Consider the following 21,484-nt stretch of genomic DNA (forward strand, 5'->3'; position numbering starts at 1 on the left):
AATATGAAAAAAGCTGTTGGATTTGATCAAAAAATTCTCCTTCATCAGTTAGATTTTATGGCTAGAGAGATTCCAAGAAGCGAAACTAGACAAGAACTATACGAAAAAGCGGATGAATTTTTAACTGCTGATATTGCAGGATATAAGTCTCGAATGAATGCCCGAACCATCCTATTTAAGATTTGGTATCTTGTTGACGTTGACTATAAACATTTACAGCAAGAAGCTCTTCGATTAATGGATGAGGTATCACACAAAGAAAGAATTGTTATCCATTGGGGTATGACAATGCTAGCATATCCATTTTTTAAAGATTTAATTAATGAGATGGGTATGTTGTTTAAACTTCAACAAGAAGTGTCATCTGATCAGATTTCACGTAAGATAAAGGCACTGTATGGAGACCGAAGAAGAGTAGAAGTGTCAATTAGTGCCTCATTAACAAGTCTGAGGGCATGGGGAGTTATTGTAACAGAAAAAAGAAACATGCAAGAAATTACGAAAGAAAAGATTTCTATTCAATCTAATGCCTTAAAGCAATGGATAGCAGAAGTTTTGATTCATGTTTTAGGTGTTGATGCTTTGCCGATCGAATATTATAGGAACAATTCACTGTTGTTCCCTTTTAACTTAGACTTATCAACAGATGATCTTGAGAAACAACGTTTTAATGTAATTAGACAAGGTGTAGACATGAGGATGGTAGGTCTACAGAAATAAATATAATGTCACGCAAATCTAGACCTTTTACTTCACATAAAAGGTCTTTTTTTGTCGAAAAACACAATAAACTGGTGTCTTTTAATATAATTATAGAAAACGAGATAGTAAGGTGGTTTTATGATAAAAGTAGGAGATATTGTTTTTGGAACGCATTTTCCGGAAACTGTAGAAGTTAAAAAGGTAGAGAGTTTTGGAGACGAATATTTCTCTGTAGCTGCAACAGGGAGAGAATCTCATACATACTATGAACGAATGCTTGATCATCAAGAAATAGAGTCCTTAACAAAAGTCACTAATAAGTCTATTAGTAAGGAAGAAATGGATGCTAGAGATATTCAACATATCCTTCAATACTATTCATTACAAGTAGAGCAAAGATATTCTAAAGGGAGGTCACTAGGAAACAAAAATCTTATGCCTCTCCCTCATCAAATTGAAGCAGTATATAGCCGAATGCTTCAAGTACCTCAAGCCCGTTTCCTTTTAGCCGATGATCCGGGTGCGGGTAAAACGATTATGTCTGGAATGCTAATTAAGGAGTTAAAAGCACGAGAAAGTGTAAAAAGAATTTTGATCTTAGTACCTCCACTCGTTTTAAAACAATGGCAGGAAGAATTACATGAGAAGTTTGAAGAACATTTCTTTATTATTAATCGATCAGTAATGAGGCAATATGGTGGGAAGAATCCATTTATTGAACACGATTTTTGTTTAACATCATTATACTGGGCTTCTAGGGAGGATATTAAATCATATGTACAGGAAGCTGACTTCGATTTAATCATTGTGGATGAAGCACATAAAATGGCAGCATACACACATGGAGCCATTAAAAAGAAGACCAGCAAAACAAAGTTATACCATCTTGGAGAATCACTCCTAAGAAAAGTGCCACATTGTGTTTTATTAACAGCGACTCCACATAAAGGTGATATGGAAAACTTTCGCCACCTAATGAGATTAATTGATAACGATATATTCTCTAGTGTCACAGTTAATGAATCGTTAAAAGAAAAGTCTAACCCTTTTATTATTCGACGGTTGAAGGAGAGTCTTACAAATTTTGATGGTACTCCACTATTCCCTAAGAGGACGACTAAATCGTTGCAATTTGAATTGACTGAAAAAGAGTTGGAACTTTATGAGTCTGTTACTGAATATGTTCGGAACCATTTTAATAGAGCCATGAATAACGGAAATAATAGTACAGCATTTGCCATGATGCTTCTACAACGTCGTTTATCATCATCCATTGAAGCAATACATCTTTCACTTGTACGTAGAAAAGCTCGTTTAGAGATACTCCTTAATGAAACCGAACAAGAACGTAAGAAAATATTTAAGAAGATGAGTAAATTAGAAGTTGATGAGTATGATGAAGAAAGTATAGAAGAACAACAGAGACTTGAAGAATCGCTTGAATATGCGGTAGACCTAATCGACACAGAAGAGTTAAAGATTGAAATTAAAGAACTCGACAAACTAATCAGCCAAACCTCTTACCTACGGGCAAATATGATCGAGAGAAAATATGATGAACTGGAACGTACATTATTTGGAACTAATGGATTGCTTGAAAAAGGTGAAAAGATCTTAATATTTACAGAATCAACAGATACGTTGAATTATTTAGAACAGCGTTTAAAAGACCGTGTTACACAGATCGCAAAGATTGTAGGACGTTATTCGATGGACGAAAGGAGAAGGCAAGTAGAGCTGTTCCGAAATGAATGTCAGATTATGCTTGCAACAGATGCAGGAGGAGAATCGATTAATCTTCAATTTTGTAATCAGATGATTAATTATGATATCCCTTGGAACCCTAATAAGCTTGAACAGAGAATGGGTCGTATTCATCGAATTGGTCAAAAGAACGAAGTAGATATCTTTAACCTTATTGCTGCAAATACTCGTGAAGGCGATGTAATGATTCGTCTATTAGAGAAAATGGAGAGAATGAGAGATGATCTAGGATCAGACCTTGTTTACGATTTTATTGGCGAAGTATTGGATGATGAATACGGTAACCTGGCTAATTTAATGGAAGCAGCAATTTTAAAGCGGGAAAACTTGGACGATATTATTGCAAACATGGATAAACGTATGTCGGAGGAACATAAACGATTATTAAGATTCTTTGAAGAAGAAAGATTAGCTGAACAGTCTTTTGATTTACCTACAATGAGAAGAGAGCAAAATGATTTAGCAGTTCAGAAGCTTCCTCAACGTATATACGCACCATTTGTAGAGCATATCTTTAAGAAACATAATATACGAATTTATGATAGCCAAGAAGGCAAAACACAACGTATTGATCGCTTTCCGAAGTTTATTAGGGAGGAGTCTAGAAAATTAAACCTGGGGATTGAGAGTATAGTAGACTCAGTAAAATTTACAGGTTATGCAGATTATGAATCAGATGAGGTAGTTCGCTTAAATAGTGACCACAATCTAACAAAGCTCGCCATGTATCTAACTAAACGTGAGGTAGATCAACAAGCAACTAATAGATATTCTGTTTCTTATCCTACATCTGAACTACTATCAGTTGGAGTATATTCTTCAATTATTAACGATGGAACGGGAGAAGAATTAAGAAGAGAGATAATCTTTTTAGCTGAACGGGAAAATGGTGAAGTGATCGAGTTGGATTCATATTGGCTGTATCAACGGTTTACAGGGAGTGTAATGACCTTTGATGAAAAAGTTTATCCTTCTATTCAAGTTAAAGCCGTTAAGAAAACAATAGAATTACGTAAGCTCATTAAGAATAAAAGGGAACAGCAGCTGGATAAAGTATCTGGTTACTTACAAAGGACATTTAAAAAGCAAATCGACGAGATTATCGATAAACGCCAACAATACGAGTTAGAGAATGTTGAAAATAAAAATAGCGCCCTGATCAATCAAATGAACGCTAACTTAATTGATACAGAAGTTCGAAGAGATGAACGCTTAATGCTTGTAGAACGCCAGAGAAACATCGGAATGGAACCACCAAAGTTACTTATGCAACTAGAATTATCACCAAATGGTCAAATAAGTAGACTTGTATCAACAGACTTTAAGGGGATTGTTGAGCAGCATGAAAAGGAAAATGGCAGAGGTAATTTCAAAGTGTACAAGCCGTTTGCGCTTGTAGATTTCTATAGTGAGCGGTTTAATGGTGAGCCTAGGTTTATTATTGTGACTAATCAACATCATTATTCTCTTAGTGAAGACCATATTGAAGATTTAGGGGATATTCTGGATAAGGTTTATATATATGTTGTCGAAAACGGTAATGTAATAGTGGAGAGAGCGATGGCAGAAGAAGTATTTACTTTTAAGCAGTAATAGGAGAGGACAAAAGCAGAATAAGGAGTGTGAACAGATGAAGAACCAAAGAGAAACTATTAGGAGAATGGTTGGATATTTAAATAATGAAGAAAAGGATGGTGGCTTCTGGCTACCCAATATTCAAAGACCATTTGTTTGGAAAGAGGAGCAAACAGAGCGTCTCTTTGATTCGATACTTAGAGAATATCCCATAAGTACATTGCTTGTGTGGAAGACTAAGAGCAATATTAAACGTCGAGAATTCATCCAAAACTATAAAAAGAAACAGAAGTTGTCGGACTTTTACGTATTAGAGGATTCAAAAATAAAGATGTTAGTGCTAGATGGGCAACAACGCTTACAAAGTTTGTTTATTGGCTTAAAAGGCAGTTACGAGGGAAAAGAATTATATTTGGATATTTTAAGTGGCGATTTAACACAACCTGATGATATTAGATACAAATTTAAGTTTATGGAAAAGGAAAAGGTTAAATTTCCTTGGATAAAGTTCAAAGATATTGTGTTTAGTAATGGAGAATATGATGAAATTAGTGAAAGACTAATTGATAGATCAGGTATTGATTTAACTAGAGAACAGGAAAGACGCGTAAGAAGAAACGTTTCTAAAATAATAAGGATTTTCACTTCAGATGAAACATTGATTTATCAAGAATTAGATAGTGTTGATAATGAGGAAGCATATACCGAAGATGATGTTGTCGAAATTTTTATTAGAGCTAATTCTGGAGGAACTGTATTAGGAAAATCAGACCTATTGTTCTCTCTATTATCTGCTAGTTGGTCAGAATCTGATGAGAAGATGGAAGAATTACTAGAGGATATTAATAACACAGGTTACAAATTCAATCGTGACTTCGTGTTAAAAACATGTTTATCACTGCTTGATAAAGGTGCAGCTTATAATGTTTCGAAATTTAGAGATGAAACTACGCGAGAAGCAATTTCAGATAAATGGGATGATATTGCCAATGCAATCAAGGATGTAAAGGACTTTTTATATGGTAAGACGTATTTAAGGTCAGATAAAGCATTAACATCTTATCTGGGGTTAATACCAGTCATTTATTTTAGATATCATTTTAAAAACCAGTGGAATAGCGTTAAAAAGCTAGATGAATATATATTAAGGACATTACTAACTGGAGCTTTTAGCGGAAGTCCTGATACAGTTATAGATCGTTGTATTGATGCGATAAAAAAATCACAAGATTTTAAAGTAGATGATCTATTTGACGCTATTCGAAGAAGCGGCCGAAACTTACAAATTGGTGAAGAAACAATTCTTGAACTGTCTTATGGATCTAAAAACATCCATTTAATTTTTAACCTTTGGTATAAGGACTTTTCATACCATCCTGCATTTGTAGATAATCAACCACAAGTTGATCACATCTTCCCGCAGAGTGCATTAAAAACAATAAAAAATGTAAATTCGACTACAGGAAGGAAAGTTTTAGCATATAGAGCAGAAGATCGGGATCAGATTGCAAATTGTATGTTATTAACACAGCAGGAGAATGGCTCAGGAGGTAAGAGTGCTACTCTACCGGAAAAATGGTTTGAAGGTAAATCAGATGACTATTTAGATATGCACTTAATACCTAGAGACAAAAACCTTTGGAAGTTGGAAAACTATCCTCAGTTCATAGAGGAAAGAAAAAAGCTTATATTGGATAAGTTTAAGGATTTAATCTACTAATCTATTGATGAGGAGTTAAGGCTATGGAATATAAATCTGTGGAAGATATTTTTCCTCTTATGAAAGATGAATACCACCGAAATACGGCAGAAAAAATCTACACTTTTATAGACGATAATTTTGATGATATTGAAATTGTCTCACTTAGGAAATGTATTTCAATTGCAAAGAAAGGTTTTATAAAGTTTGCTACGATCACGACAGAAAATGGTAATGCACTATTACTGCATTTTCCGCCTGAAATTAGAGATAACCTCTTAACACGAAAAGATCAATTTAGTGTTCAGTATGAAAAGCCAAAGCGGGAACTGTATATAAACCAAATCAACATTCCTTTTGCTTACATACATGATGTGAATGAGTTATATAATTTATTAAAGATTGCTTTCGATAATCCAAGAAGAATCAGAAATTAGTCATAAGCAAACAATTAATAGGAGGTTTATATGATTAGAGTTTATAAGAGTAAATGGCCAGAAACATTTTTTAATGAATGGGTTAAAAAAAAGGATATAGAATACTCTGATAATTATATCAGATATAACTTAGATGAGTATTTTGAATATTTTAATAATAAGTGTGTTTTCTGTGAATCCTCCTCATCTGATATGAAGTTAATGGTTGGGTATTACAGACCAATTGAAGGTGCATTAAATATAACTAATGGTCAGTTCTCTGAAGAACACTATCGATGGTTGGACAAAGATTGGTCAAACACATTAGTCCTATGTGTTGAATGCCATAGAAGTAAAAGCAATAGATTCCCTCTTGAAGGAGACTTTTGTTCACTTGAAGCTAATGAATTTGACTTAATTAAAGAAAAGCGTTTATTAATAAATCCCTTTCGTGATTTTCCAGAAAAGCATTTCTTGTATGATGAAGAAGGAATGATCATACCCAAAACAAAAAAGGGAGAAGTAACAGTAGAAATATTAAATTTAAATAGAAATTCATTAATTGAAGGAAGAAGAATGGAATTTTCTCAATTTAATAGAATTTGTCAGGCCTTCATAAATGATAAAGAAGATGAGAAAATTCTTGAAGAAATAATAAAGCAGATAAGTCAAGAAGCGCCATTTGCAGGAATGAAAAGATACTGTTTATTAAGAATGATTGCAGATGACTTAATTCCATATATACGGGACTTTACACCATACCTTAGCATGCTTAATGGAAGAAACCCTGTTGCAAGAGAAGACATTCCAAATAAGGTTGCTAAAGAGAAATATTTTAATAGAACGAAAAAAAATGATTATTATGATGTAACCGATGAAAGAGACATACAGAAATATTTTTCTAAACAGAGGTTTATAGAATCAGTTGAAATAAAAAACTTTAAAGGCTTAAACCATGTGAATATTGACTTTAGGTTAAGTCAAAGTAAGGATGCCCCATGGTTAATGCTGTTAGGGGAAAATGGAATTGGTAAGAGTTCAATACTTCAGGCAATATCTATTGGGTTAATGGGTGAACAAAAGCGTAAAGAAGTTATTAAAAAGAACGCTAGTAATTTTATAAAGAATCAAAAAAGTGAAGGTTTTATAAAAATATATCTAACTGGGATGATAGACCCTATTATAATATATTTTAAAAGAAACAGTCATTTATTTGAGGGAAAGAATCATATTGACCCTAGAGTCTTAATACTATCGTATGGTTCCACTAGATTACTACCAACCGAAGAAAAATCGAATAATTTTAAACTTTCTTGGGCTCGAGTAGAAAATCTTTTTGACCCATTTGAACCATTGGTTGATGTAGAAGACTATTTAACATGGGTAAAACAAGAAGACTTTGATAGAGTAAAAAGTGCAATTGAGGATTTATTCTTGGAGAAAGTAGAAATAACAAGAACACATGATACTAAAGAAATAAGATTTCAATTCGCTAACTCGTCAGTTAAATTAGAAGATTTGAGTGATGGGTATAAAACAATAATTGCACTAGCAACTGATATTATGATGGTAATGAAAAATAGATGGCGTAACTATGATGCTGAAGGGATAGTTTTAATAGATGAATTAGATGCACATCTTCATCCAAGGTGGAATATAGAAATTGTAAGGAGATTAAGAAAAGCATTTCCTAAAATACAGTTTATTGCTACAAGTCATAATCCCTTAACACTAAGGGGGCTATTGAAGAATGAAGTTGCTGTAATGTTTGAGGATAATGATGATAAAGAGACTTTGCTAATACAAGATTTACCCTCACAAAAAGGGATGAGGATTGAAGATATTCTTACCTCTAAATTTTTTGGATTGTATGATACTATACCTGAATTGAATATTTATTTTCAAGAATACTATAAATTATTAGCACAACCATCCCCAAGCGGAGAACAAGCAAAAAGAATTAATGAGTTAGAAGATTACTTATCTGAATATAATAAGCTTGGATTAACAAAAAGAGATAAATTGTTTTATAAGGCAATAGATATATATTTAGCAAGAGAAAAAGAAAGAAACGAGGAGATAAATATCTCTTCTTTTTCTCAAGAGATTGAAGAAGCTATTAATTCACTTACAAGGTTGTATGGAAAATGATTCATATAAAAAGGATAGAGTGCCCGGAAGTATTAGATTTTAGTAACCCAGATTCTGAAGGTTCTAAAGAATTACAAGAAGCAATTAAACATTTTGAGAAAGATGATCGTAATTTTGAATTCAAGGCTTATAAAAAAGGTAATGTAAAAGAGATACTTGAAACTATGTTTAATTATAAATGTGCTTACTGTGAGAGTAGGATATCACCTGTCACATATGGAGATATAGAGCATTTTAGACCCAAAAAGGCTTATCATTCTAGCAACGATGAAGATTTAAAATATCCAGGATACTATTGGCTTGCTATGAATTGGGAAAATTTATTACTTGCATGTGACACATGTAATAGAACTTATAAGAAAAACCAATTTCCTTTATTAGATGATAATAATAGAAAGAAAAGGCATGATAATGATATTATTGAAGACCCAAAACTAATAGATCCTTGTGATGAAGATATAGATCCACAAGACTATATGTATTTCACAAAAGAAGGAATAGTTAAGTATATAGGGGAAGAAGGAAGTAAAGGAGATATATCTATTCATGTCTATGGTTTATATAATCCAAAACTAACCGAAAACAGGAAAGAGTTAGCAATAGATATAGAAGATAAAAAGACTCTAATATTAGGGTACCTTAAAAGAATTTCAAAATTAACGAAGGCTTCTAATGCAGAAGAGCTTAAAGAAGTAATAGAAAGTGATGTAAAAGACTTGGAAATTGTTTATAATTCTTTAAATAGAATAAACCTTCCTACAGCACCTTATCTAGGAATGGTTAATAATCTAACTGCTGATTTTTTTACAGAGTATGGCCCAATAATAGAAAAGTTGTTATCCAGGTTTAATCAATTAACAGATAACAATTAGTACATAATAAATAAGAAAATGAATAAATGAAGGAACCCCTCATCTAGAAACTAATCTAAGATGAGGGTTGTATATTATAACTCATTTATTAGTTTACCCTATCTAACTTTACGGTAAAATGTATTAAATATAAGAATATTATAATCTTGAAAAAGGTACCTGTCACAGTTGCTTGAAGGTAATGACGTGTAGATGCTGTGGTTAAGTGGATGTGAGTAAAAAAATACAAAAAAGGAGAAAAAACTTGTGTCCCTTTTTTAAAATGAATAAATAATGTTTAGTGAAGCTATCTAAGACAAAAAGTTAATCTGCCTCTTAGCTTCCTTCAATGTCTTTTGTCTATTAAATCCCCTAAAAGCATAAGTTGTTGATTTTTTATCTCGAATAAATACTTCTCCATAACCGTCCTTACAATTAAACCCCATAATGGTATAGAGTGTGGTTTCTTTATCTTTAATAACGTAAAATTCTCTTTTTATCATGATACCTCCCTAGATGAATAGAGATTAATAAAATGAAAGTTTACCTTTTCTTAATTGTACGCTTTTTCACTTCTTCTTGAAAGTGAGGGTAAAGATCTTTGATGGCTTTGGTCAACAAGTCAGATGGATCATCAAGGTTTAACGCTGCAGCTACATTGAAAAGGGTGACGATGGTAGTATTAACATTCCCTCTTTCAATGTCTCCCATGTGGGTGTGATGAAGACCAGCAAGTTCTGCCAATTCATCAATCGTTAAATTCTGAAGTTTTCGTTCTGTACGAATCTGCTTGCCAATAATGTTGTTTAATCCGTTATGTATATCCAACTCTCACTACCCACCTCTACCTCTATTATTCAAGGGGGAATTGAGAGTTAACACAGACTAAACACGACATTTTGAAATAAAGTGAGGCGAAATAGTAGATTTTTAATAGGTACATCTAAAGTATTTTCATTTGGAACTATCTGTCGTGTTAAACTATTCATATACATAAAATAGGAGGTCGTAGTATGCCAACGTATAACAAACTAGTCAGAGACAAAATCCCACAAATCATTGAAAACACAGGAAAGAAGTTTTCAACTAAAATCTTAATTGATCAGGACTACATAAAGTATTTAAAAGAAAAAAGCTATGAGGAACTGGATGAGTATTGTGCAGCTGAATCGAATGAAGAAGCAGTAGAGGAGCTTGCGGATCTGTTAGAGATTATTCAAGCTCTGGCTAAGCATCATGGATCTTCTATACAAGAAGTTGAAGCGGCACGGAAAGAGAAAGCGGAAAAGCGTGGTGGGTTTGAAGAAAAGATCTTTTTGATTGAGGTAGAGGATTGATTGGATGAGTTCAATTGAATTGATTACTTCTCGTTTAGGCGAGGAATTAAAAGACAGAATCCGTAAAGGGAAGACAGTTTACATCATTACGTCTTTTTCAATGAGATCTGGTGTAGAGTTACTGAAGTCATCTTTGCGTTTTGCTGCCGAGCAGGGGGCCGACATAAAGATCCTAACGGGGGATTATCTTTACATCACCCAGCCGGAAGCATTAAAGGGTTTGCTGTCTATCCATCCTTCTATAGAGGTTCGTTTGTGGAAGAGTAAAGGTGTCAGCTTTCATCCAAAGGCTTATCTTGTTGAGACGGCAGATCATGATCATTTTTTTATTGGGTCTTCCAATTTATCTGCTTCAGCTATGGGGAAGGGCATTGAGTGGAATGTTCTGATCAATGATGAGAAGAAGATATTCGAGGAAGGATCAGAGGAGTTCATGAGATTGTTTTATCATGAGCAAACCATCGCATTAAATGCTGAGAGCCTTCTAGAGTATGAGGTGTCTTATAGAGAATTCCATCGAAATCATGGGAATCTAGCAAAAGTATGGACGGAGCAGGAAGAGGTTAACATGATGCTTCCTGCTGGAAAGATGGAGCATTCAGAGGATGTCGTTTTAGAGACTCCTGCACCTTACGGGGAGATTGCCCCACGCTTTGCTCAGATTGAAGCTTTAGAAGAACTGGAGAAGACGTATGACGAAGGCTACCATAAAGCATTGGTGGTTATGGCTACTGGATTAGGGAAAACGTATCTAGCTGCATTCTTCGCAAAGCGTTTTAAGCGAATTCTCTTTGTTGCGCATCGAGAAGAGATCTTAAAGCAGGCAGAGAGATCGTTTAAGAATGTGCTCCCTGATCTAACCACAGGGATATATAATGGAACCACAAAAGATGGGGAAGCGGATGTTGTTTTTGCTTCTATTTTCACACTGAGTATGCAAAAGCATATTAATCGTTTTACGCCAAAAGATTTTGATCTCGTCATCATTGACGAGTTTCATCACGCAGCAGCCAACACGTATCAAAGGGTGCTGAACTATTTTAAACCGGAATTTCTTCTAGGTATCACAGCCACCCCTGATCGTAATGACAACCGTGACATCTACGCAATCTGTGAAGGTAATCTTGCTTATCGGATCGATTTTCTCCAGGCGATTGGTCATGGATGGCTGTCTCCATTTAATTATTATGGAGTCTATGATGAGACGGATTATTCTCAGCTAACGTGGCTGGGATCGAGGTACGATGAAGAAGAACTTCTTTCAGTGCAATTAAGAACAAGCTATGCCGAGAAGGTTATCGAGGCGTGGGAATCTCACAAACAAGAGAGGTCCCTAGTGTTCTGTTCATCCATTCGCCAAGCAGAATTTTTATCCGGGTATTTTAATGAAAGAAGATACCGCACGATTGCTCTTACTTCAAAGCCGAATGGTATGAGTAGGTCTGAAGTTATTAAAATGCTGGAAAACGGAAGCCTTGATGCGATCTTTACGGTTGACTTGTTTAATGAAGGAGTAGATATTCCTTCTGTTGATACCCTGCTATTCGTACGACCGACTGAGTCATTGACTGTATTTACCCAACAAGTTGGTCGTGGTCTTCGTTTACATGAAAGCAAAGATCAGTGTGTCATCATCGATCTGATCGGAAACTACCGTAATGCTGATATTAAGATGTCTTTGTTTGATCAAGGAGAGAAGGCGAAGAAGGGAAAAACAAACGTTATTCCAACTACTCCAGCCAGTTGCTCATTGAATTTAGAAACGAAAGTAGTAGATCTACTTGCCGAGATGGCACGGAAAAAGCAGCCGAGAAGGGATGCTCTTAAAGATGCATACTACGAGCTTAAGTATGAGATGGGACGACGACCTAGTTATTTGGCGCTTCATTTGCATGGGAAAATGGGTGCGAAAGCTTATTATGATGAGTGGAAATCGTATCATCGGTTTCTTTATGAAGTGGGAGAGTTGACTGAGTTAGAACAGGACGTATATTTACAGTATGAACTTTGGCTGAAGGATGTAGAAAAGACGGGAATGAGCAGAAGCTATAAAATGGTGCTTTTAAAAGCAATGCTTGAAAGAGGGCCATCTGATTGGTACAAGCCTGTAACGTCTATTGAGGTGGCTCCATACTTCCATTCGTATTTAACTAGTGAGGAATATCGGAAGCGGATTGATTTTTCCGGGAAATCACATAAGCAGATGTGGGTGTATGATGAGAAGAAGGTTGCTGGATTGATTGCAAAGATGCCTATGACTAAGTGGAGTGAAAGTTCTGATGGGTTGATTAGGTTTGAAGGTGGACGTTTTGCGATTCAGCTAGAGGTGCCTGAGGGATTTGAGCAAATTGTTTTTGAGTTTACTAGGGAGATTTGTGAGTATAGGTTGCATGCTTATTTTCAGAGAAAAGAGGAAAGAGGAAAATAAACAATCGTAAGTGATTAGTTTTAATCCCAGATCTGATAATTAAAATATTGCCTGCCTAACTGAATAGACAGGCAATAGCAATTATTTATCCTCTTGGAGGGAACTTATCGTTTCCATAACTGTTCCGTTCTCTGATTTGTCCAGTTTTATTATGGATAAATAGCTCGGATTTTTGTTTCTTTGCGACGTCTTTAGCAAACGATATAGCGTCTTTTTGAGTTTCGAATATTTTTGTTGCTTTAGTATTCCCAGCACCTTTGACTTGGTAGCCACCTTCAGAATGCGGTGTTACATGTTGGTTCTTTCCCATTATACCGACTCCTTTATTTGAAAATTGTATGTGGGGCGAACATAGGTACTCTTTGAAATATATATAGAATGTTGTATCATGTGAGTGTAAATATTTTTATGGGCTCTTAATTGTTTGGCAGAACAATTAAGAGCTTTTATTTTACTTTTCTTTGAAGTTCTCTCTCAATTCTTTGTAATCCCCTTTTAACTTGCTTATCCACTTCTCGATTCATGTCCCTTACTAATTTGTTAATATTGGATGTTTTAATCCTCACTCTCATTTTTACTCACCACCTTTATATGAATATTTATCCATCCCACACTATTGTATTATAGCACCGCTTACTCCTTGCAACAACATGTAGTCGCTAAAAAATTTATATATACAATATGTTGTGTTTTGGGTGGGGCGGATATTGAATTTGTCAAATTAGAAAAGTGCAGAGATTAATAGAATGATTTAGGATTAACAAGAAAAGGGCAAGATTTCTCGACAATTTCTATAATTTTCTACATTGCTAAAAATTGTGCAAAGATTTTTTTCATTGATTATATACAAAATAACCACAGCTAGCCTCAAAATGACTAGCTGTGAGCATGAATTTTTCAAGGCAACATAGGACCTCTCAATCATAAGATATTCTTATTAGCCCGCGGCACCAAATAAGAAGGCATCTCCACCTCAAGCTCCCACACAAAACTCATCGGCTTATTACCAGAGTGCTTAATATAATTCGCTGTCCCTAAAAATACAAATGGGGAAGGGATGCTTCCTTTTTCCTTCTTATATTCCCTTACAAACAAAGCGATTTTTCCACCGTTCTGACGGTGATGAATATATCGCTGACCAGTCGGACTTTCCTCGCTCACTCTACTTTGAGTCTCCCAGTGAAAGAGGGTTTCGTTGATCGCGTAGTCTTCGTATAGCGTGGACGGTGAGAAATCCTTCTCTGACTTGTTCAGGGTGATAAAGAAGATGTCTAGGTTTTTGTCTTTAAAGTATTTGACGCCTTCTCTAAAGGCCGGACTTTGGTCTAAGTTGTAATAGTTGAAGCCTGCCATGATTTGGGCTGTGGAGTACTGGCTGTGTACTTGCAGCGGGCAGGTGAAGTCAAAGTTTGGTTCTAGTTCAATGGTTTCTAGAGATTCGTATAGAACTTCGAGAATTTGTTTGATTTCGTCTTGGAAGACGGGATGCTCGAGTACGAGTTCGATTCCTTCTTTAATTGATTCAAATCCTTCTTTTGCAGGGTGTGCTTGATAGAAGGAGTAGTAGAAAAGGTTGAGCATGAGTTCTTCTTCTTTTCCCTTCACTTCTCTTGTATTCATATAGTTGAGTAGGAATGAGAGAAGTTTTCTTGAGTTGAGATGGAACAGGTTTGGTAGACGACTGGTGATCCATTTTTCCTTTTCGTATGTGAAGTTTTCTTGGATTCCTGCTTCAACAAGGAGTCGGTGAAAGCTTCTGTTTTTGTTTCCGCCATAGAAATCGTACAGATCTAGATGATAGTGTGTTAAGACATTGAGTAATGACAAGGGTTGGCCTGTGTCTTGTTCAAAGGTTTTTAGTTTTGAGATGATGTTAGCCTTCGTATTGGCACTTGATTTGATGTTTCGCAGGATGTATTCCTTCGCTTGTTTTTCTAGTTGGACAAAGCAGCCTTTTGGAAGGTTGAAGAATCCATTTTCTACGTAGTACTGAACAGAGTGCTTGGACTTGCCGATGAGTGCCCGCAGTTTCTCTTCATATGAGTAGTTTTGATGGGCTTGACCTACGAAATCGAGTACGGTTAAGCATTCTTTGTCCTCTGATAAGCGAAGCCCGCGACCTAGCTGTTGAAGGAAGACGGTTAAACTCTCCGTTGGACGGAGGAATAGTACCGTGTTGATTTCTGGAATGTCGATTCCTTCATTGTATAGATCAACGACAAAAATAAATTTGATATCACCTGACACCAGTAATCGTTGTGCCTCCATCCGAGTAGTCTTGTCTGATCCTCCATGTAGAGCAATTGAAGGGATCCCAGATTGGTTAAAGAAGTCGGCCATGTATTGGGCATGAGCGATAGAAACGCAGAATCCGAGTCCTTTGACGTCACTCAGATCCGTTACGTATTTCTCCACACTTTGAATAATTTGACTGCTTCTTAAATCGTTTGATGTATAGACATTCTCTAATTGTTTCGTATCGTAGCCACCCCGGGACCATTTTAGATGGGAGAGATCAACGGTATCGGTGACACAGAAATATTGAAAAGGACTTAATAACTTTTGGTTGATGGCTTCGGTTAATCTCATTTCTGCGGCGATGTGATCGTCGAAGTAGGTGAGAACGCTTTTGCCATCCATTCGTTCTGGGGTGGCAGTTAACCCTAATAGAATACTAGGGTTAAAATGATTCAGCAGCTTTTGATACGAGTCTGCTGCTGCGTGATGAAATTCATCGACAATGATGAAATCGTAATAGCCGCTTTCTATGTGGGTGTGAAGCTGTTTGCTATTAAAGCTTTGAATGCTGACGAATAGATGATCTAGTGAGGAAGGCTGTTGGGTTCCCACTAGCATTTCTCCGAAGTTGGGGTCTCTGAGTATGGCACGAAAGGTATCCATGCTTTGCATTAAGATCTCTTCTCGATGTGCCACAAATAAAAGTTTTGCTTTTCCTCCGTTCGCTTTTCTGAACTGTTTATAATCGAAGGCAGAGATGACGGTTTTACCGACACCTGTTGCCGCGACTAATAGGTTCTTATGTCTCCCATGAATGTCTCGTTCTGCCTGTAATTTTTCGAGAATTTCTTTTTGGTAGTAGTAGGGCTGAATATCAAAAATGTACTGTACAGAGCTTTCAGCCACTTCGAATTTACTTCGTTCAAGAGCCATTCGTAGAGTGTGCGTGTCCTCTTCATTTTTTCCATTAAACGCTTTAAACTCCTTGTCATTCCAGTAACTTTCAAACGTTGCTTCACATTTTTTTAGCACATCAAAGGAGTCCTTTTCCGTTACTTTCACATTCCATTCTAAGCCGGAAGTGAGAGCTGGATTCGATAGGTTAGATGATCCAATATACGCTGTGCTGAAGCCGGTATCTCGCTTGAACAGATAAGCTTTTGCATGAAGACGGGTTCGTTTCACATCATAGGAAATTCGAATCTCCGTGTTGGATAACTTACTGAGTTCTTGAATCGCCTTATAATCCGTCGCTTCCATGTAAGAGGTGGTAATGATGCGAAGCTTGCCTCCTCCTTCGGTAAACGTCTTTAATTCTTCTAAAATAATCCTCAAGCCACTCCACTTAATAAATGACACGAGCATTTCGATGGAATCCGAAGAGAGGATTTCTTTTTTTAGTTCACCCAGCATATTCGGTTCATAGCTAGATCCTGTGAACAAAGAACTTTCTGAGATGGGGGTAACAGGACGGACGACTTCTTGCTGCTGGATGCTCCTTACGAAATTTACTCGAGAGTAGATATGCGTTAATACTTCAGCTTCTTCTGATATTTTAAGAGAGTTGAACTCTTGTTGATCCAAATTACGGCTCAGCGTGTCGATGATCTCGTTACAGGTTTCGATTTGTTTAAGGAGAGCATCATGATCATTCTTTTCTTGATCACGGACATGTTTAAGAGCGTTTCTCGTTACTGAGCTTATGTAGGAAGACAGCATTTTACGGGCTTCTTCTACGTCTATAGGGGTACGGCCGATTTCGATGTCTAGGTCTGTGTTAGCTAGTTCTTGGTGGAGCTGTTGGGTAATGATTTGTTCGTAGATTCCTTGTTTGAGCATGGTGGTGGACACTTCTTTCGCTGGATTTATTTGGTATAATCATATCATAGATGTTATACAGGTAAGGAACTAGAAAGTTTAAGTTAGCTTAAAGTGTTTTGGAACTATTGGACTTATTCTTCAAATAATAGAATGATAGCTACAACACTGGAAAAAAGTGAATTTTTTATAAGAGGACAATACTTTTAATATGGGAGTGTACTAAATGACTGCAAACACCAAGCTCGAATTGATTCTTGAGAAATCTTTAAGTCTGCCAGGGGTGAAGGTTTCAAGAGAAGAGTTTTTAACAAAAGTTTTCTCTAAGAGAAAGGGTGCGTCTGAGCTAAGGGAGATCATGGAGAAGGGTCCATACGGGGCAGGGGTGACGAGGAAGGAAATCGATAACATCGCCAAGTCAGTCATCCACAAAAGGACATTGACTAGTACCTCACTATCATTCGGAGCGGGGCTGCCAGGGGGCATTGCTATGGCAGGGACTATCCCTGGGGATGTTATTCAATTCTATGGAATTGCTATGAGGCTCGCACAAGAATTGGCCTATTTATATGGACATCACGACTTATGGTTGGAGGAACACCTAGATACTGAGAAAGCACGTGATAATATCCTAGTTTTCTTAGGTGTCATGTTCGGGGTGGGGGGATCCCAATCAGCCATTAAATTCTTGTCCTCAAACCTATCTAAGCAAGTATTGAAAAAATTGCCTCAAAAAGCACTAACTAAAACACTATACTATCCAATTATTAAGAAAGTGTTAGCCTCTATAGGGATAAAGCTTACTAAAGATTCGTTTGCAAAAGGTGTTTCTAAAGTCATTCCCGTTGTTGGGGGTGTTATTTCAGGATCTCTAACGTATACTACCATGAGACCAATGGGTAAAAGATTAGCAGTAACGTTATCAGAAACCTTGGTCATGACAGAAGAGGAAGTTAAAAAAGAATATTATGAAATGCGAAAAGAGTTTCCAGAGATTATTGATATTGATTTTGAAGAGGTTGAGGATGAAGAGAAAGATAAAAAAGACATCTCCGTTTAATAATGCAATTTTTTTTTGCTAATTAATATAATTTGGAGATCAGCTTTCAAGAATAAAAACCTCACTATTATCTGGTGGTGTAAGAATGAACGAAGTTATAATAAATGGTGAAGATGCAGGAGTTTCATAAGTATATTAAACGGAACCTGGATTTACCTGAATACTATGGTGAGAACCTAAATGCTTTATGGGATTGTTTGACTGGTTTTATTCAGTTGCCTTTGTTGCTTGTGTGGGAGAAATTTGATATAAGTAAAGGTCATCTTGGGGAAGACTCAGAAAAGATTTTACAGCTTTTTAAGGAAGTACAAGAAGAGCTGGAAGGCGATTTTATTATTGAGGTTAAGTGAGTTTTTAATATGAAGACGGTTATCTTTTATGATAGCCGTCTTTTTTTATTTAGTCGATGTGAATTTCCAAGTGAGAATTGCTGAGGCATTTTTATCTTAGTTTGATGTCATTTTATTACAATTTCTGTTTATTTATATAGTGATAGGTTATAAGAATAATATACCTAATTTGCACATGTAGGAGAGGGAAGTGATGACGATGTTTGTTGCATGCCTAATCATAGCTGTGGTTTATCTCTTTATATCCTTTGCAAGCTACAGGGCATTTACAAATGTGTATCTCAGAACAGGAGTCGGTTTAATACTGGGAATAATACCTTTGGTTGTATTTGTCCATTTTGAATGGTGGTTTATTCTAAGTTCAATCACGCTTACGATCTTGATTATGTTGCTTCCTAACTTCATGAGAAGAACTTAGTTCTGGTGTTTTCTTGCCATTGGATGACACAGTTCCTGCTGCGTTTTACTAATTTCATAAACTCGCCTTTTAACATTCGGACCCCACCCGAATGTTTTTTTTATAAAAATATTATCCATAGGGTGTCCCTTTCACTCCCATCTCCCTATATAAAGGGTGAAACCAAAACGAATGAGGAGTGATTGTAATGAATGGATGGAGAAAGTTGGAGACAGGTATGTTGGATAAGGAGACGTTTCATCACCCGGAGGATCTTCGGCTGTATGTGTTGATTCTGTTGAATGCGACGTATCAAGGCGGGGTTCAGGTTGGGGGTGTGGTGCTTGGGGAAAGGCAGTATGTGCGTTCGCTCCGGAAGCTGCGGGAGGATCTGTGGTTCTATAATGGGAAGAAGATTGATGAGTATTCGCATTCGCGGATTCAACGTTCGATTAAGCGGTTGGAGAGGGATGGATGGTTGAAGGCAGAGAAGTATGAGCATGGGTATGTGTTTACGCTGAGACCGACGAAGGATTTCGCTTGTGGGGAGTATTTGAGTTGGATGGGGATGTCGAAGAAGGAAGAGGGACGGGAGGAATCCGGTGGTGACCAGCCTGATGATGGGGCTGGTTCCGGAGGGTCTTCGTGCGGCGAAAAGGATGTGAAACAGGTGCGGAGAGAACCTGCAAACAGACTTAAGAACTTAGAGAATGAAGAGATCTTAGAGAACAACAACATCAACACCACTGCCACTAGAGACACTATGGATGTAAGTAGGCTGCAGGCGCTGATCGGGCATTTCGTCGGCAGGAGGGGACAAGGCTTTCTGTTGACACCGATGGATCACGTGGCGATGGAGCGGATCAGTTTGAGCGAGTTGTCGACGGATGAGCTGATTCAGTTCATGGATGAGCAGTTTGACAAGCAGGAGAGCATCAATCCGAAGCTGACGATCAACAGTCCGAAGTATTTGGAGAAGGCCCTTGAGGCGTACATCACTCCTCGGGAATCGATGCAGGACATGGATGACTTCTTGGAGGGGCTTGAGGAGATTGTGACGGAGGCATGACGTCGGGAGAGTTCAGGGAGCTGGTGAAGATGATCAAGGGGGCCTATCCTCACCGGCTACTCAGTCGTGAGACGGCGATCATCTGGTATCGGCACCTGAAGGACTGTGAGTATGACGGGGTGAAGAGGCGGATTGAAGCTCATATCAAGGTGAGCCCGTACATGCCGACGATTTCTGAGCTGTATGAACCGCCGGTGGAGGAAACGACGATACTACAAACCATGGAAGCGTGGGAAAAAGAAGGAGCGATTCGAATTGAGGATGAACGACGAAATGAATGGACACGACCTGCACCACCCTGGGGCTGATGAGCAGCTGCTTCGGGAGTTGCATGAAGCGGAGAGCATGATCATTGGAGCTGTGCTTCTGGATGCGGATGTGTTAGATACACTGACTTTGGAGGAGAAGCATTTTAGCCTGGTGAGGAACCGCCTCATTTTTAAAGCAATGAAGGGGCTACAGAAGAAGCGGCTGGAGATTAATCTCGTGATGTTGTTGGAGGAGCTTGGGGATGACATTGAGAATGTGGGTGGGGTCCAGTTTCTCCTGGCGCTTGCCAACTACTGCCCGACGACGGTGAACATCGAGCAGTATGAACAGATTGTCCTGAAGTATTACGAACTGAGCCTCATCAAGAATTCGGCCCACCACTTCCTGAACGCCTACACCCCGGAATCCGCACAGGGCCTCTACAAAGCACTCATCGACATGCATACGAATGCGGCGATCGACGAAGAGTCGAAGGACGACATCATCATGGATCTCTATGAATCTCTTTACATGGAGAGGGACGGACTTCCGGGTGTCTCGACGGGATTTGAGAGCCTGAATGCGCTGACGGGAGGGTGGAAGGAAGGGGAGCTCATCATCCTGGCGGCAAGGCCTTCCATGGGGAAGACGGCTTTTGCCATCCAGCTTGCTTGGGAATGCACGAGGGAGAAAGGTGTGAGCATGGTGTTTTCCTTAGAGATGAGTTCGAGGCAGATCATGCAGCGACTTCTTTCAAGTATCACGGATATTAACATGATGAAATGGCAGAATCCGTATAAGTATTTGACGAAGGACGAGATGCCGAGGATGCACGGGGCGATGAACGCCGTGTACAAGGCGAAGCTTGAACTGTCGCAGAATGGGATGATTACGTTGCCGGAGATCAGACAGCGGATCATGAATCTGAAGCGGGAGTACCCGACGGAGCCGTTTCTTGTGGTGATTGATTACCTGCAGCTGATCACGGTGAAGGAGCGGTTTGACCGGCATGATCTGGCGATTGGGCATATTACGAAGCAGCTGAAGGGAATGGCGAAGGAGTTTGGAATTCCGATCATTCTGTTGTCGCAGCTATCGAGGGGAGTGGAGTCTAGGGATGACAAGCGGCCGAGGCTGTCGGATCTGCGGGACTCGGGGAATATCGAGCAGGATGCAGATGTGGTGTTGTTTTTGTATCGGGATGATTACTACTATCCGGACTCGAAGAACGGGCAGGAGGTGGAAGTGAAGATTGCAAAGAACCGGAATGGGCCGGTGGGGACGGTGAAGTTGGAGTTTGTGAAGGAGTTTGGGCGGTTTCGTGGGGGATGGATGAAGCAGGGGGGCGGTTCTGTTGGTTCGGTTTGAGTGTGGGCCTGG

The 21,484-nt window shown here is 37.9% G+C and carries 17 protein-coding genes; 13 read left to right on the top strand and 4 right to left on the bottom strand.

The features are described from left to right. Window positions 1–3 precede the first annotated feature (3 nt). The 6 genes from BVI01S_RS00215 (at window position 4) to BVI01S_RS00240 (ending at window position 9,179) form a co-directional block, all read left to right on the top strand. Entirely contained in the window at window positions 4–720 is a 717-nt protein-coding gene (locus tag BVI01S_RS00215; RefSeq protein WP_061808758.1) for a hypothetical protein, read from the top strand. A 120-nt stretch (window positions 721–840) separates the two neighbouring features. Beyond that, window positions 841–4,059: a DEAD/DEAH box helicase gene (locus BVI01S_RS00220; RefSeq protein ID WP_061808759.1), complete on the top strand. Its 3,219-nt coding sequence runs from the start codon at window positions 841–843 to the stop codon at window positions 4,057–4,059. A 37-nt stretch (window positions 4,060–4,096) separates the two neighbouring features. Then, on the top strand, window positions 4,097–5,761 hold the full coding sequence (locus tag BVI01S_RS00225) for a GmrSD restriction endonuclease domain-containing protein (RefSeq protein WP_061808760.1): 1,665 nt from the start codon (window positions 4,097–4,099) through the stop codon (window positions 5,759–5,761). 23 nt (window positions 5,762–5,784) lie between these two features. Beyond that, window positions 5,785–6,177, top strand: a complete 393-nt coding sequence (locus BVI01S_RS00230) for a hypothetical protein (RefSeq protein ID WP_061808761.1) — start codon at window positions 5,785–5,787, stop codon at window positions 6,175–6,177. 30 nt (window positions 6,178–6,207) lie between these two features. Then, a complete protein-coding gene (locus BVI01S_RS00235) occupies window positions 6,208–8,307 on the top strand; it encodes an AAA family ATPase (protein ID WP_061808762.1) in 2,100 nt (699 codons plus the stop codon). Then, entirely contained in the window at window positions 8,304–9,179 is an 876-nt protein-coding gene (locus BVI01S_RS00240; RefSeq protein WP_061808763.1) for an HNH endonuclease family protein, read from the top strand. The genes BVI01S_RS00235 and BVI01S_RS00240 overlap by 4 nt, the downstream gene beginning before the upstream one ends. A gap of 290 nt (window positions 9,180–9,469) precedes the next feature. On the opposite strand, the gene BVI01S_RS00245 is transcribed toward BVI01S_RS00240, so the two are convergent. Then, complete coding sequence (locus BVI01S_RS00245) at window positions 9,470–9,661, bottom strand: hypothetical protein (RefSeq protein ID WP_061808764.1); 192 nt, start codon at window positions 9,659–9,661, stop codon at window positions 9,470–9,472. A 40-nt stretch (window positions 9,662–9,701) separates the two neighbouring features. Beyond that, window positions 9,702–9,986 (bottom strand): helix-turn-helix domain-containing protein, encoded by a 285-nt coding sequence (locus BVI01S_RS00250; RefSeq protein ID WP_218000672.1) that lies wholly within the window; start codon window positions 9,984–9,986, stop codon window positions 9,702–9,704. Window positions 9,987–10,171: 185 nt separating this feature from the next. On the opposite strand from BVI01S_RS00250, the gene BVI01S_RS00255 reads away from it, so the two are divergent. After that, on the top strand, window positions 10,172–10,495 hold the full coding sequence (locus tag BVI01S_RS00255) for a nucleoside triphosphate pyrophosphohydrolase (protein WP_061808765.1): 324 nt from the start codon (window positions 10,172–10,174) through the stop codon (window positions 10,493–10,495). A gap of 4 nt (window positions 10,496–10,499) precedes the next feature. Next, window positions 10,500–12,923, top strand: coding sequence for a DEAD/DEAH box helicase family protein (locus BVI01S_RS00260; RefSeq protein ID WP_061808766.1), 2,424 nt, complete (start codon window positions 10,500–10,502; stop codon window positions 12,921–12,923). 85 nt (window positions 12,924–13,008) lie between these two features. Here the strand turns inward: BVI01S_RS00260 and BVI01S_RS00265 are convergent, their stop codons facing one another. Beyond that, window positions 13,009–13,233 carry a DUF2188 domain-containing protein gene (locus BVI01S_RS00265; RefSeq protein ID WP_061808767.1) on the bottom strand — a complete coding sequence of 75 codons (225 nt, stop codon included), beginning with the start codon at window positions 13,231–13,233 and terminating at the stop codon, window positions 13,009–13,011. Between the two features lie 611 nt (window positions 13,234–13,844). After that, the gene (locus tag BVI01S_RS00270; RefSeq protein ID WP_061808768.1) at window positions 13,845–17,000 is read right to left on the bottom strand and encodes a DEAD/DEAH box helicase; all 3,156 of its coding nucleotides are present in this window, start codon (window positions 16,998–17,000) and stop codon (window positions 13,845–13,847) included. Between the two features lie 205 nt (window positions 17,001–17,205). Between BVI01S_RS00270 and BVI01S_RS00275 the strand changes: the two genes are divergently transcribed. The 5 genes from BVI01S_RS00275 to BVI01S_RS00300 all read left to right on the top strand — a co-directional run bounded on the left by BVI01S_RS00275 (window position 17,206) and on the right by BVI01S_RS00300 (window position 21,472). After that, window positions 17,206–18,039, top strand: a complete 834-nt coding sequence (locus BVI01S_RS00275) for a hypothetical protein (protein WP_061808769.1) — start codon at window positions 17,206–17,208, stop codon at window positions 18,037–18,039. Between the two features lie 104 nt (window positions 18,040–18,143). Further along, entirely contained in the window at window positions 18,144–18,389 is a 246-nt protein-coding gene (locus BVI01S_RS00280; RefSeq protein ID WP_061808770.1) for a barstar family protein, read from the top strand. Window positions 18,390–18,994: 605 nt separating this feature from the next. Next, on the top strand, window positions 18,995–19,855 hold the full coding sequence (locus BVI01S_RS00290; protein ID WP_061808772.1) for a hypothetical protein: 861 nt from the start codon (window positions 18,995–18,997) through the stop codon (window positions 19,853–19,855). Continuing rightward, entirely contained in the window at window positions 19,852–20,163 is a 312-nt protein-coding gene (locus tag BVI01S_RS00295; RefSeq protein ID WP_061808773.1) for a replicative helicase loader/inhibitor, read from the top strand. The genes BVI01S_RS00290 and BVI01S_RS00295 overlap by 4 nt, the downstream gene beginning before the upstream one ends. Further along, window positions 20,129–21,472 (top strand): replicative DNA helicase, encoded by a 1,344-nt coding sequence (locus tag BVI01S_RS00300; protein ID WP_061808774.1) that lies wholly within the window; start codon window positions 20,129–20,131, stop codon window positions 21,470–21,472. The genes BVI01S_RS00295 and BVI01S_RS00300 overlap by 35 nt, the downstream gene beginning before the upstream one ends. The last annotated feature ends 12 nt before the right edge of the window (window positions 21,473–21,484 follow it).

The sequence above is a fragment of the Rossellomorea vietnamensis NBRC 101237 genome (assembly GCF_001591825.1).
GTDB lineage: Bacteria > Bacillota > Bacilli > Bacillales > Bacillaceae_B > Rossellomorea > Rossellomorea vietnamensis.

What these genes read in the sequence shown, in the direction of transcription:
- BVI01S_RS00275 (WP_061808769.1), top strand. Translation starts at nt 17,206, where the DNA reads ATGACTGCAAACACCAAGCTCGAATTGATTCTTGAGAAATCTTTAAGT.
- BVI01S_RS00290 (WP_061808772.1), top strand. Translation starts at nt 18,995, where the DNA reads ATGAATGGATGGAGAAAGTTGGAGACAGGTATGTTGGATAAGGAGACG.
- BVI01S_RS00225 (WP_061808760.1), top strand. Translation starts at nt 4,097, where the DNA reads ATGAAGAACCAAAGAGAAACTATTAGGAGAATGGTTGGATATTTAAAT.
- BVI01S_RS00280 (WP_061808770.1), top strand. Translation starts at nt 18,144, where the DNA reads ATGGTGAAGATGCAGGAGTTTCATAAGTATATTAAACGGAACCTGGAT.
- BVI01S_RS00260 (WP_061808766.1), top strand. Translation starts at nt 10,500, where the DNA reads ATGAGTTCAATTGAATTGATTACTTCTCGTTTAGGCGAGGAATTAAAA.
- BVI01S_RS00220 (WP_061808759.1), top strand. Translation starts at nt 841, where the DNA reads ATGATAAAAGTAGGAGATATTGTTTTTGGAACGCATTTTCCGGAAACT.
- BVI01S_RS00270 (WP_061808768.1), bottom strand. Translation starts at nt 17,000, where the DNA reads ATGCTCAAACAAGGAATCTACGAACAAATCATTACCCAACAGCTCCAC.
- BVI01S_RS00255 (WP_061808765.1), top strand. Translation starts at nt 10,172, where the DNA reads ATGCCAACGTATAACAAACTAGTCAGAGACAAAATCCCACAAATCATT.
- BVI01S_RS00215 (WP_061808758.1), top strand. Translation starts at nt 4, where the DNA reads ATGAAAAAAGCTGTTGGATTTGATCAAAAAATTCTCCTTCATCAGTTA.
- BVI01S_RS00230 (WP_061808761.1), top strand. Translation starts at nt 5,785, where the DNA reads ATGGAATATAAATCTGTGGAAGATATTTTTCCTCTTATGAAAGATGAA.
- BVI01S_RS00265 (WP_061808767.1), bottom strand. Translation starts at nt 13,233, where the DNA reads ATGGGAAAGAACCAACATGTAACACCGCATTCTGAAGGTGGCTACCAA.
- BVI01S_RS00240 (WP_061808763.1), top strand. Translation starts at nt 8,304, where the DNA reads ATGATTCATATAAAAAGGATAGAGTGCCCGGAAGTATTAGATTTTAGT.
- BVI01S_RS00235 (WP_061808762.1), top strand. Translation starts at nt 6,208, where the DNA reads ATGATTAGAGTTTATAAGAGTAAATGGCCAGAAACATTTTTTAATGAA.
- BVI01S_RS00295 (WP_061808773.1), top strand. Translation starts at nt 19,852, where the DNA reads ATGACGTCGGGAGAGTTCAGGGAGCTGGTGAAGATGATCAAGGGGGCC.
- BVI01S_RS00245 (WP_061808764.1), bottom strand. Translation starts at nt 9,661, where the DNA reads ATGATAAAAAGAGAATTTTACGTTATTAAAGATAAAGAAACCACACTC.
- BVI01S_RS00300 (WP_061808774.1), top strand. Translation starts at nt 20,129, where the DNA reads ATGAATGGACACGACCTGCACCACCCTGGGGCTGATGAGCAGCTGCTT.